Annotated in this window: 12 protein-coding genes; 4 read left to right on the top strand and 8 right to left on the bottom strand. The window is 72.2% G+C overall.

Going from position 1 to position 11,340, the window contains the following annotated elements:
- Positions 1–144 precede the first annotated feature (144 nt).
- The 8 genes from def to P1P75_RS08500 all read right to left on the bottom strand — a co-directional run bounded on the left by def (position 145) and on the right by P1P75_RS08500 (position 7,494).
- The gene (def, locus tag P1P75_RS08465; protein ID WP_319253118.1) at positions 145–795 is read right to left on the bottom strand and encodes a peptide deformylase; all 651 of its coding nucleotides are present in this window, start codon (positions 793–795) and stop codon (positions 145–147) included.
- A 106-nt stretch (positions 796–901) separates the two neighbouring features.
- Positions 902–1,882 (bottom strand): hypothetical protein, encoded by a 981-nt coding sequence (locus P1P75_RS08470; protein WP_319253121.1) that lies wholly within the window; start codon positions 1,880–1,882, stop codon positions 902–904.
- A 105-nt stretch (positions 1,883–1,987) separates the two neighbouring features.
- Entirely contained in the window at positions 1,988–3,199 is a 1,212-nt protein-coding gene (locus P1P75_RS08475) for an HD domain-containing protein (RefSeq protein WP_319253141.1), read from the bottom strand.
- Positions 3,200–3,285: 86 nt separating this feature from the next.
- Positions 3,286–4,593, bottom strand: coding sequence for an HD-GYP domain-containing protein (locus P1P75_RS08480; protein ID WP_319253123.1), 1,308 nt, complete (start codon positions 4,591–4,593; stop codon positions 3,286–3,288).
- 148 nt (positions 4,594–4,741) lie between these two features.
- Positions 4,742–5,044, bottom strand: a complete 303-nt coding sequence (gene rsrA / locus P1P75_RS08485) for a mycothiol system anti-sigma-R factor (protein ID WP_319253125.1) — start codon at positions 5,042–5,044, stop codon at positions 4,742–4,744.
- Complete coding sequence (gene sigR, locus P1P75_RS08490; protein WP_190047056.1) at positions 5,041–5,736, bottom strand: RNA polymerase sigma factor SigR; 696 nt, start codon at positions 5,734–5,736, stop codon at positions 5,041–5,043. The genes rsrA and sigR overlap by 4 nt, the downstream gene beginning before the upstream one ends.
- Positions 5,737–5,984: 248 nt before the next feature.
- Positions 5,985–6,650 carry an alpha/beta family hydrolase gene (locus tag P1P75_RS08495; RefSeq protein WP_319253143.1) on the bottom strand — a complete coding sequence of 222 codons (666 nt, stop codon included), beginning with the start codon at positions 6,648–6,650 and terminating at the stop codon, positions 5,985–5,987.
- Positions 6,651–6,678: 28 nt separating this feature from the next.
- Positions 6,679–7,494, bottom strand: coding sequence for an SOS response-associated peptidase (locus P1P75_RS08500; RefSeq protein ID WP_319253127.1), 816 nt, complete (start codon positions 7,492–7,494; stop codon positions 6,679–6,681).
- A gap of 50 nt (positions 7,495–7,544) precedes the next feature.
- Here P1P75_RS08500 and P1P75_RS08505 point away from each other — a divergent pair, with 50 nt between their 5' ends.
- The 4 genes from P1P75_RS08505 (at position 7,545) to P1P75_RS08520 (ending at position 11,100) form a co-directional block, all read left to right on the top strand.
- Positions 7,545–8,267: a M50 family metallopeptidase gene (locus P1P75_RS08505; protein WP_319253129.1), complete on the top strand. Its 723-nt coding sequence runs from the start codon at positions 7,545–7,547 to the stop codon at positions 8,265–8,267.
- Positions 8,268–8,353: 86 nt separating this feature from the next.
- Positions 8,354–9,679 (top strand): 3-phosphoshikimate 1-carboxyvinyltransferase, encoded by a 1,326-nt coding sequence (gene aroA, locus P1P75_RS08510; protein WP_319253131.1) that lies wholly within the window; start codon positions 8,354–8,356, stop codon positions 9,677–9,679.
- 11 nt (positions 9,680–9,690) lie between these two features.
- Positions 9,691–10,701, top strand: coding sequence for a ribosome small subunit-dependent GTPase A (gene rsgA / locus P1P75_RS08515; protein ID WP_319253133.1), 1,011 nt, complete (start codon positions 9,691–9,693; stop codon positions 10,699–10,701).
- A 75-nt stretch (positions 10,702–10,776) separates the two neighbouring features.
- The gene (locus P1P75_RS08520) at positions 10,777–11,100 is read left to right on the top strand and encodes a multidrug efflux SMR transporter (RefSeq protein WP_150472677.1); all 324 of its coding nucleotides are present in this window, start codon (positions 10,777–10,779) and stop codon (positions 11,098–11,100) included.
- Positions 11,101–11,340 lie beyond the last annotated feature (240 nt).

Here is an 11,340-nt window from a genome sequence, read left to right on the forward strand (position 1 = left end):
CACTACCCCAACACACCGAGATCCCCCCTTGCGTGACTGGATATGGATCAGCGGATGTGCATAAGCGATCGAACGTGCGTCGGACGCACGAACGACGCCCGGCCGCTGGTGATCGCGGCCGGGCGTCTGGGGAGGCGGGGTGGCTCAGTCGTTGGGGACCACGGCGTAACGCGGTTCGTTCTCGGCCATCTGCCGCAGGGCTTCCTTGCGTTCACGCTTGGAGAGGCGGTCGATGTAGAGGTACCCGTAGAGGTGATCCGTCTCGTGCTGCAAACACCGAGCGAAGTAGCCCGTGCCGCGCACCTTGACCGGGTTGCCCTTCTCGTCCTGGCCGGTCACCTCGGCGTAGTCCGGGCGGGCCAGCGGCGCGTACGCGGTGGGCACCGACAGACAGCCCTCGTTGCTGTCGTCCAGCCGACGCCTGTCCGCGGGCAGCTCCACCAGCTTGGGGTTGCAGACCACACCGGTGTGCCGGGCACCCTCGTCATCGGGGCAGTCGTAGACGAACACCTTCAGATCGACCCCGATCTGGTTGGCGGCCAGGCCCACGCCCTCGGCGGCGTGCTGCGAGGCGAACATGTCCGCGACCAGCTTCTGGAGCTCCTCGCCGAACTCGGTGACGTCCCCGCACTCCTTGTGCAGCACCGGGTTCCCCACGACGGTGATGGGCCGCGCGGTCCCGGCCCGACGCCAGGCCAGCTCGCGCTCCTCCGTCTCCCCGGTGTCGATGACGAAGCCCTCGTCGTCCACGGGGAGCACTCCCGCGTGCTGCTGATCGGTGTCCTGCTGCGCCATGACCGACGTATGCCTTCCTGCAACCTGGAGACTGCGAACCCGGAGACCGCAGCCTGAAGAACTTGCGAACCTGCGAGTACAGCCTAAAGGGAGCCGCCCTCGGGTCTCAGCAGACCTCTTCCAGATCCCGCCAGTCCCGCGAGTCCGGACTGTCCGCGACCCATCCGTCCAGCAGCCCCCTCACCAGCGAAGCCGGCGCGGCCACCCCGCACTCCCGCTCGGGCACCCACAGCTGCCCGTCGGTGCGGTGACCGAGCGGTCCGGGGTGGCCGGGCTCACTGTGGTCGTGCGGGTCGAGATGCTCGCCGTCGCCCTCGTCGGACGGCATCCGCGACTCGGAGCACATCCGGCACAGCAGCCGTACGGAGGACGACCAGTCCTCGGCGGCGAAGCCGGCGTCGGCGGCCAGCTGCTCCAGCGCGTCGCGGTCCGCCTCCGTGGCCGCCTCCAGCAGGACCACCCAGGTCGGCACCGGCGAGGGCGCCCACAGCTCGATCTCGTCGAAGACGGGGTAGGAGTGCCCCACCGAGGTGGTCCGCTCGCCGTGCGGCACCCCGTCGTGCAGGACGACCTCGCCCCAGCGCCGCCCGGACGACGGCAGCGGGATCGACAGCACCTCTATCCGCGCGGGGTCCAGCCGCCTCCCCCACACCACCTCGGCCTCGCCCTCGGGCGACAGCCGTACGGCCGCGCTGCCCAGGTCCATGCCGAGGGGCTCACCGGCGGCGGTGGGGCCGCCCGGAACGTGCAGCCCGTAGGCCTGCCAGGAGCGCCGGGCCAGCGGCCAGTCCTGCAGGGCGGTGGCGGCGATGCCCACGTTCCACCAGTCGGGCGCGCCGCTCTCCCGGTCGAGCAGGGCGACCGCGCGGAGTCCGGCGGTGCGGGCCTGCTCCCAGTCGTGCCGGAACTTGTGCAACAGGGCGAGGTTGAACCAGGACTCCGACAGCCAGGGCTCGAGATCGGCGGCACGGGTCAGCAGCGCGCCCGCGTCCTCGTACCGGCCGTCGCCGATCAGCGTGAACGCGCGATCGGTGGCCTGCCGCCAGGAGGCGGAGGGCCGGTGCCGTCCCTTGCCGAAGATCCTCACGATTCCCGCCTGCCAGTTCCGTACTGTGGGCTGGCCAGTGCCCCCGGACACTCTCTCCCTCGCATCCAACCACGTGTGGCTGGAAGGGCGCTCATTACCCATGGGTTACCCACCCGCGGGCAGGGTCGGACAGTCCCGCGACAGCACCCTGGCCAGGGCTTCCACCACTTCGGGGGCGTACTCCCCGCCCGTGCCCAGCCGTAGTTCCTCCAGTGCCGTGAGCGGCCCGCCGGGGCCGGCGTCGCGCACCTTCTCCTCGTAGGCGTTGACCACCCGCACGATCCGCGCGGCCGTCGGCTGCTCCGGATAGGGGTCGGCCTGGCACTCCACCACCGCGGCGACCTGCGCGCTCGCCCCGGTCTGGCGGACCACGGCCCCGCCGAGCAGGGCGATGCGCCGCTGCTCGCCCGCCGGCAGCTGGGCCGTGGCCCCGGCGGGGACCGGGTCGACGAGGCTGAGCTGCCCGATGTCGTGCATCAGGGCCGCGTACTCCAGCACGGTCAGCTCCGGCTCCGTCAGGCCCAGGTCCCGGCCGACCGCCTCGCTGAGCGCGGCCACCCGGCGGGCATGCCCGGCCGGCGTGTATCCGGCGATCTCGGTGGCGCGGGCCAGGGAGGCGATGGTCTGGCGGTAGGTGGCGCGGACGGCGGCGTAGCGGCGCAGGGACAGCTGGGTGAGCAGCAGCGGCACCGAGAACACCGGCAGCGCCCACAGGCCGACGACGGCCACCGCCAGCGCCATCACCGCGCCCGTCGCGGCCACCGCCGACCCTATTCCGGGGAGGGACCGCAGCTCGTCACGGAGGAGAGGGGCGAACGGCCAGCCGGTGCGGGAGTGCGCGAGCGCGGCGGCCACGACGGCGTCGCACAGGGCGGTCAGGACGAGCAGCGCGAGCAGCAGCAGCGCGTAGGCGGGGCCGGTCCAGCGGTCGAACACCCCGTGGTTGTAGAGGGGCTGGAAGCAGACGGCGGCGAACCCGACCGCCAGCACGCGCCGGACCAGGTGGTCCAGGACGGGCCCCTGCCCGCGCGCGAGGTGCGGCACGCTGCCGAGCAGCGAGGCGGCCACGACGACGGAGACGACCTGGGCGACTCCGTGATGCGTCGCGTGCCCGGCGTGCTCCCCGAGCAGCGCGTACGACAGTGCGGCGGCCGAACCGAGCGGCGCGGCCTCGCGCAGTCCCGGCCCGCTCCACCGGGTCAGCTCGCCGACGGCCATGAGCACCCCGAAGGCGAGTGCCACGGACCGCTCCTCCAGTCCCGAGCGGAGCACGGCGAGCAGCGACACGACGACGAGGACTCCGGCGGCGGCCCGCAGGAGGCTCAGGAGCCCGCCCGCCCGCGCGGCCCTGCCCCGGCCGTCGCTCAGGAACCGGCCCGCCCGCGCCGTCCTCCCGCAGCGGCTCACCGCCGGGCCCCCGGCCGCTCGGGAGCCGAGGCCGGGGACTGCGCCGGCAGGTGGGGCTCGTCGGCGGTGACGATGGGGTGCCAGCCTTCCCGTGCGATGACGCGGGTCAGCGCGGTGACCATACGGGGGTCGAAGTGGTCCCCCGCGCACCGCCGCAGTTCCTCCAGTGCCACCGGTACGGGGCGGGCCCGGCTGTAGGAGCGGGTCGAGGTCATCGCGTCGAAGGCGTCGGCGACCGCCACCACGCGCGCGGGTTCCGGGATCTGACTGCCGACCAGCCCGTAGGGGTAGCCGCTGCCGTCCAGCCGCTCGTGGTGGTGGAGGATCGCCGAGCGGGCCTCGCCGAGGAAGGAGATGCCCCGGGTGATCTCGTGCCCGTACTCGGGGTGCAGCTCGATCACCCGCCGTTCCCCGGGCGTCAGCGGTCCGTTCTTGCGGAGCAGACGGGTGGGCACGCCGAGCTTGCCGACGTCGTGCAGAATCCCGGCGAAGCGGATCACCTCGACCCGGTCCTCGTCCATGCCCAGCTCACGGGCGATCAGCATGGAGGCCTGGCCGACGCGTTCGCTGTGCCCACGCGTGTAGCCGTCCTTGATGTCGACGGCCTGCACCAGCGCGCGGATCGTCGCCTGGTGGGCGGCGCGCTCCCGGTGGTACTGGGCGAACACCCACCAGGACACGCCCATCGGGAACAGCACGAGCAGCGCGGCGACCGGCCCGTAGGGGCTGTGCCACAGGACGGCCATCATCAGCCCGGCGAGCCCGTGCACCCCTACGGGTGCCAGGGAGCGCAGGAACAGCCCGTGCCGGCCGCGCCGCGGCGGCAGCCCCTCGGCCGGCGCGAGGATCCCGCCGTCCAGGACGGCGAGCACCAGGCACAGGACCAGGACGGCTGCCACGGCGGGCAGGAGGAGGGCGGGGCTGTCGGACGCCCTGACGGCTTCCCGGCCGCCCAGCGCCTCGTGTGTGCGGGACGCGGCCCATACACCGAGCGCCAGCCGGGCGGCCCGCCAGACGCGGCGCAGCGGCGCGGGGCCGTGGTCCACCCGGGACAGCAGGGCGCCCGGGAGCGGCACGAGCGCGGCGGCGGCGGCCGGAAACAGAAAGGCCCCGGCCAGCAGGACGGGGTAGAGGGTGCCGGCGAACCGGCGGCGGTCGACGCGCTCCCCGCACGCGTACAGCGCGGCGAGCAGCAGGACCGGCCACCAGGGCGTGCGGTCCGTCAACAGGGGGAGCAGGCAGCACAGCGCCCCGACGGCGGCGCAGAAGACGTACACCCGCGCCCGTACCGGAATGCCGTCCATGTCGCCCTCCCCCGGCCACGCCTGGTCCAGGTTTCGGAGCCTAGGGTGGCGGGGGGTGGCGGCGCGGGCTCATCACCCGCGGATTAGCACCTTCGGGTGACGTCGGCGCCGTCCCGCGCGGCGTCGGGGGAGCCGAGCTCTACGGGGCTCAGGACTCCTGTGGGGTGACCGACACGTCGTGGTCGGGCACGCCTTGGCCGGAGCGGATCAACTCGATCCGGCCCATGACCTTCGAGCGCAGGTCGGTCGGCACGTCGTCGTGGCCGCAGCAGCGCTTGACCAGCTTCTTGACGGCCTCTTCCAGCCCGTACTTCTCCAGGCACGGCGAGCACTCGTTGAAGTGCTGCTTGAACTTGTCGCGGTCCATGTCCGGCATCTCACTGTCGAGAAACTCGTAGAGATGGTCGAGGACCTCACCGCAGTCCGTCTCGTGCGGCTCTCCACAGCTCATGACCCCGAGCCTTTCGCTTCGTTCGACTCTCCGGCGCCGGCCGGGACCAGCCCGCGCTCACGGGCGTAGTCCTCGAGCATTCCGCGCAGTTGACGGCGGCCCCGGTGCAGCCGGGACATCACCGTACCGATGGGTGTCCCCATGATGTCCGCGATCTCCTTGTACGCAAAGCCCTCTACGTCCGCGAGATAGACGGCGATGCGGAACTCCTCGGGGATCGCCTGAAGTGCCGCCTTCACGTCCGAGTCGGGCAGATGGTCCAGTGCCTGCGACTCGGCGGAGCGCAGACCCGTGGACATGTGCGACTCGGCGCGCGCCAGCTGCCAGTCCTCGATCTCCTCGGCCGCACTGCGCTGGGGTTCGCGCTGCTTCTTGCGGTACGAGTTGATGAAGGTGTTGGTCAGGATCCGGTACAGCCAGGCCTTGAGATTGGTGCCCTCGCGGAACTGGTGGAAGGACGCGTACGCCTTGGCGTAGGTCTCCTGCACCAGGTCCTCGGCGTCCGCCGGGTTGCGCGTCATGCGCAGCGCGGCCGAGTACATCTGGTCGAGGAACTCCAGCGCGTCCCGCTCGAAGCGCGCGCTGCGCTCCGTGGTGGACTCCGCGGGCGTCCCCACGTCCGTGCCCTGGCCCTCGGGCAGCTCCGCCTGGCCGTTGTCGGTCCCTGCGTCGGTACCGGTGACCGGACCCACCTCCTCAAGATCGCGGGCAGGACCGAGACCGGTCCCACTCGAATCGGAGGATAGACGACTACCCGTCCCACCCGCCGCTCGAATAGGAGCGGTCTTGGCCGCGTGCAGCACCGTCCAGTCCAGGTCGGTGCGGCTGGGGCAGATGGTCGAACCCATGCGCCGGACTTCCTCTCCCACGACATCGGTGCTGCGTGTTCAGCACTTCTGCCCCGCTCAACAGCCGTGCGCCCCGCAACATTCCCCGCTGTTCACCCGAGTGACACGGCCCACGGGAGGACCGCCGCGGTGACCGTCTCCAGAGCCTGGTCCTGGGTGACCGGGGCCCGCTTGGGCACGGCGAACCCGTGATCGCCGTACGGCACCTCGACGAGGTCGTACGACCCGTCGGGGAACTCCTCGGGCCTCCCGAAGGGGTCGTTGCCGCCCTGGACGACGAGCGTGGGCACCCCGGCGCCCAGCAGTTCGGCGGCCCGGGACTTCTCGGGCCTGCCGGGCGGGTGGAGCGGGAAGCTGAGCGCGAGAACGGCGTGCGCGCCGAGTTCGCCGGCGGTACGGCAGGCCACGCGCGCGCCCGCGCTGCGCCCGCCGGAGATCACCGGGAGGCCGCCCCTCGCGACGGCCGGCCAGATCCCGCGCCAGCCGACGTCCAGTGTCTTCGGCGCGGGCGCCACCTTCCTGCCCGCGACCCGCCAGGGCTGCTCGACGAGGGCGACGCTGACGCCGTGCCCGGGGAGCACGCCGGCGAGCGCGCGCAGATCCCGCGCCTCGATGCCGCCGCCGGCGCCGTGACTCACGGCGAGGACGAGCCGGGGCCGCTCGGCCCGGTGCCAGGTGATGCGGGCGGGTCCGGCGTCGGTGTCGACGGTCTCGACCGCCTTGACGGCTCCGGCCGTCCCGGCGGACTTGTCAGTCAGGTCTGTCACATTCGTCCCGTCGCTCACATCAGAAGAGTGTGCCCTCCTCGGGCCCTTCCAGCTCCTTCAGCAGCTCCGGACCGTTGTTGCGGACGTTGCTCACGGCCGTGGACACCGGGTAGGCGCGCATCAGGCCGGGCGGAGGCGGGTCGAGCAGCGGACGCAGGTCCTCGACCTCCGTGCGGGACGGGTCCAGCCAGGCGTCCCAGCGGTCGGGGGTGAGCATCAGGGGCATCCGGGGGTGGATGTCGTGCAGCGTGCGCGGGCCCTCGGCGGGCGCCCCGGCCAGCGGGCTCGTCTCGGCGTCGGTGGTGAGCACCGAGCAGGTCGCCCACCAGGCCTGCGGATGGTCGTCCGGCAGCGTGCGGTCGCGCCAGAACTCGTACAGCCCGGCCATTGCGAAGACCGAGCCGTCGGCCGGGAGCACGAAGTACGGCTGCTTGCGGGGCCGCTTCTTCCTCCCCTCGACCTCCAGTTCGCGCTCCTGCTGTCCGGTGACCCACTCGTAGTAGCCGTCGGCGGGGATGACACAGCGGCGCGTGGCGAAGGCGCGGCGGAACGACGGCTTCTCGTGGACGGTCTCCGCGCGCGCGTTGATCATCCGGGCCGCGCCCTCGGGGGTCTTCGACCAGGACGGGACCAGCCCCCACCTGAGTCTGCGCAGCTGGCGAACCGGGCGCGGGTCCGGCACGTCCTTCAAAGGACGGTCCAGGACCACATGGACCTCCTTGGTGGGGGCCACGTTGAAGTCGGGTTCGAGGGTCTCCTCGGGCTCCCACTTCTCGATTTCAAAGACTCCTGCGAGATCCTCGGGCTGGCGACTCGCCGCATACCGTCCGCACATACGTGCCACACTGCCAGATTCCTTAGGACAAGAGGGAGCCACCGGAAACCATGGACAGCACCGCCGCCACCGCGCTGCCCGACCTCTGGGACCGGCTCGTCGGCACCCAGCCCGACCCCGATCTGTGGGTGGTGATCGCCACCATGGCGGCCGCGCTCGCCGTGGTCGTACCGCACACTCTCTGGCGCCTCTCCCGCAACGCCATCACGATCGCCCACGAGGGCGGCCACGGTCTGGTCGCCCTGCTCACCGGCCGTCAGCTGACCGGCATACGCCTGCACTCCGACACCAGCGGCCTGACGCTCAGCCGGGGCAAACCGCACGGCCTCGGCATGATCCTCACCGCTGCCTCCGGCTACACCGCGCCCCCGCTGCTGGGCCTGGGCGGGGCCGCACTGCTCGGCGCCGGCCGCATCACGCTGCTGCTGTGGCTGGCGACGGTGCTGCTCGTCGCGATGCTGGTGATGATCCGCAACGCGTACGGAGTACTGACGGTGGTCCTCACCGGCGGCGCCTTCCTGCTGGTGTCCTGGCTGGCCGGCCCGCAGGTGCAGGCGGCGTTCGCGTACGCGGTGGTGTGGTTCCTGCTGCTCGGCGGAGTGCGCCCGGCCTTCGAGCTCCAGGCGAAGCGCTCCCGTGGCGGCGCCGGCGACTCGGACGCGGACCAGCTGTCCCGCCTGACGCACGTCCCGGCGGGCCTGTGGCTGTTCCTCTTCCACGCGGTGAGCCTGTGCGCGCTGCTGGGCGGCGGGCGCTGGCTGCTGGGCCTCTGAACGGGTCCGTCGGGGGCGGACCGCCGGCCCCCGGCCGGCCCCGACGCCGGACCACCTCGGCCATGCCCTGCTTATACAGTGGGCCTATGGCCCCGAACCCCACGCACACCGCCCTTTGGCCCGCCCCGCACGCGAGCGAGGCCGTCGACGCGACGGTCCACGTACCCGGGTCCAAGTCGGTCACGAACCGCGCTCTCGTCCTGGCCGCCCTGGCCTCCGAGCCCGGCTGGCTGCGCCGCCCCCTGCGCTCCCGCGACACCTTGCTGATGGCGGGTGCCCTGCGCGAGATGGGTGTGGGCATCGAGGAGGGCGTGGGGCCCGACGGGACCGGCGAGGCCTGGCGTGTGCTCCCCGCGGGGCTCCGCGGCCCGGCCACCGTCGACGTCGGCAACGCGGGCACGGTGATGCGCTTCCTGCCACCGGTCGCCGCCCTCGCCGACGGTCCCGTCCGCTTCGACGGCGACCCGCGTTCGTACGAGCGTCCCCTGACCGGTGTCATCGACGCCCTGCGCGTGCTCGGTGCCCGCATCGACGACGACGGCCGGGGTGCACTCCCGCTGACGGTGCACGGCGGCGGCGCGTTGGACGGTGGCCCGGTCGAGGTCGACGCCTCCTCCTCGTCGCAGTTCGTGAGCGCCCTGCTGCTGTCGGGCCCGCGCTTCAACCAGGGCGTCGAAGTCCGTCACACCGGCGCCACCCTGCCCTCCCTGCCGCACATCCGGATGACCGTGGACATGCTGCGCGCGGTGGGCGCCCAGGTGGACACCCCCGAGTCGGGCGGCGAGCCGAACGTGTGGCGGGTCACGCCGGGCGCGCTGCTCGGCCGGGACCTGACCATCGAGCCGGACCTGTCCAATGCGCAGCCGTTCCTGGCGGCGGCACTGGTCACCGGCGGCCGGCTCGTCGTCCCCGACTGGCCGGCCCGGACCACCCAACCGGGGGACCGGCTGCGGGAGGTCTTCACCGAGATGGGCGGTTCCTGCGAACTCACCGAGTACGGCCTCGTCTTCACCGGATCGGGTGCGATCCACGGCATCGACGTCGACCTCGGCGACGTCGGCGAGCTGACCCCGGGCATCGCGGCGGTCGCCGCCCTCGCCGACTCCCCCTCCACCCTGCGGGGCGTCTCGCACCTGCGCCTGCACGAGACGGACCGGCTGGCCGCGCTCACCAAGGAGATCAACGAACTGGGCGGCGACGTCACCGAGACCGCCGACGGCCTGCACATCCGCCCGCGCCGGCTGCACGGCGGGATCTTCCACACCTACGACGACCACCGCATGGCCACCGCCGGCGCGATCATCGGCCTGGCGGTGGAGGGCGTACAGATCGAGAACGTGGCGACGACCGCGAAGACACTGCCCGACTTCCCCGACCTGTGGACCGCGATGCTCGGGACGTCCGGGGTATAGGGACTTTCACCATGCGCCGCTACGGCAAGCACACCGACGAGGACGACATCCGCAGCCGCCCGAACCGCAAGGGCAACCGGCCGCGTACGCACATCCGGCCCAAACACGAGGGCGCGGCCGAGGGCATGGTCCTCACGGTCGACCGCGGCCGGCTCACCTGCCTAGTCGACGGCCGCATCGTGATGGCGATGAAGGCCCGCGAACTGGGCCGCAAGGCCGCGGTGGTCGGCGACCGGGTCGCCCTGGTCGGTGACCTGTCGGGCGAGAAGGACACCCTCGCGCGCATCGTGCGCATCGCCGAGCGCACCTCGGTGCTGCGCCGTACCGCGGACGACGACGACCCGTTCGAGCGGGTGGTGGTCGCCAACGCCGACCAGCTGGCCATCGTGACCGCCCTGGCCGACCCCGAGCCGCGCCCGCGGCTGATCGACCGGTGCCTGGTCGCGGCGTTCGACGGCGGCCTGACCCCCCTGCTGGTCATGACCAAGTCGGACCTGGCGTCCCCGGACAAGCTGCTGGAGCTGTACGGCCACCTCGACATCCCGTACGTCGTCACCAACCGTGAGGAGTTGGCCGGCGGCGAGGCGGCGGACGTGGTGCGCGAGCAGCTGACCGGGCGGATCACGGCGTTCGTCGGCCACTCGGGCGTCGGCAAGACGACCCTGGTGAACGCGCTGGTCCCCGAGGAACGGCGCCGGGTGACGGGCCACGTCAACGCGGTGACGGGCCGCGGCCGCCATACCACCACCTCGGCCCTCGCCCTGCCCCTGAACGGCACCGACGACTGGGTCATCGACACCCCGGGCCTGCGTTCCTTCGGGCTGGCCCACATCGACCCGGCCCGGGTGATCCTCGCCTTCCCCGATCTGGTGCCCGGCACGGAGGGCTGTCCGCGCGCGTGCAGTCACGACGAGCGGGACTGCGCGCTGGACGCGTGGGTGGCCGAGGGACACGCGGACCCGGCGCGGCTGTACTCGCTGCGGCGCCTGCTCTCGACGAGGGAGCGGACGGAAGGCGACTGACCTTCGCGTGTTTGGGTGCGCCGGGGTTCGGTAAGTGCATAATCGCACCGAGCCGCTTACACGGGAGGACAGCACATGGCGTGGCTGCTGGTCATCGTCGCGGGAATGCTCGAGACCGGCTTCGCCGTCTGCCTCAAGCTGTCACACGGTTTCACCAGGTTGTGGCCGACGATCGCGTTCTGTGTGTTCGCCCTCGGCAGCTTCGGCCTGCTGACCCTCTCCCTCAAGAAACTCGACGTGGGTCCGGCGTACGCGGTCTGGACCGGCATCGGCGCGGCCGGCACCGCGATCTACGGAATGATCTTCCTGGGCGACCTGGTCTCCGTCTTGAAGATCATCTCGATCAGCCTGGTCATCATCGGAGTGATCGGCCTGCAGCTGTCAGGCTCGGCCCAGTAGCTTCGCGGGTCGATTCGGGTCCTCCGGGCCCGCGGGCCGATTCAGCCCGTCCGGCGCCTCTGGGGTCGCTTCAGCCCGTCCGGCGTTCGAGGACGAGGCCCGTTCAGGGCCGATGCGGGGGTCTGGGCACGCAGCTCCGAGGTTCGGGACGGGAAGACGGGAAGACGGGAAGGGGCGGCGGGGGGAGAGAACATCCCCCTCACACCACCCCGTGCCGGTACAGAACCCCCCGCACCAACT

Origin of the sequence: Streptomyces sp. ID05-39B (genome assembly GCF_033794725.1) — a bacterium.
Taxonomy (GTDB): Bacteria; Actinomycetota; Actinomycetes; order Streptomycetales; family Streptomycetaceae; genus Streptomyces; species Streptomyces bobili.

What these genes read in the sequence shown, in the direction of transcription:
- rsrA (WP_319253125.1), bottom strand. Translation starts at nt 5,044, where the DNA reads ATGAGCTGTGGAGAGCCGCACGAGACGGACTGCGGTGAGGTCCTCGAC.
- P1P75_RS08480 (WP_319253123.1), bottom strand. Translation starts at nt 4,593, where the DNA reads ATGGACGGCATTCCGGTACGGGCGCGGGTGTACGTCTTCTGCGCCGCC.
- def (WP_319253118.1), bottom strand. Translation starts at nt 795, where the DNA reads ATGGCGCAGCAGGACACCGATCAGCAGCACGCGGGAGTGCTCCCCGTG.
- aroA (WP_319253131.1), top strand. Translation starts at nt 8,354, where the DNA reads ATGGCCCCGAACCCCACGCACACCGCCCTTTGGCCCGCCCCGCACGCG.
- P1P75_RS08505 (WP_319253129.1), top strand. Translation starts at nt 7,545, where the DNA reads ATGGACAGCACCGCCGCCACCGCGCTGCCCGACCTCTGGGACCGGCTC.
- rsgA (WP_319253133.1), top strand. Translation starts at nt 9,691, where the DNA reads ATGCGCCGCTACGGCAAGCACACCGACGAGGACGACATCCGCAGCCGC.
- P1P75_RS08520 (WP_150472677.1), top strand. Translation starts at nt 10,777, where the DNA reads ATGGCGTGGCTGCTGGTCATCGTCGCGGGAATGCTCGAGACCGGCTTC.
- P1P75_RS08500 (WP_319253127.1), bottom strand. Translation starts at nt 7,494, where the DNA reads ATGTGCGGACGGTATGCGGCGAGTCGCCAGCCCGAGGATCTCGCAGGA.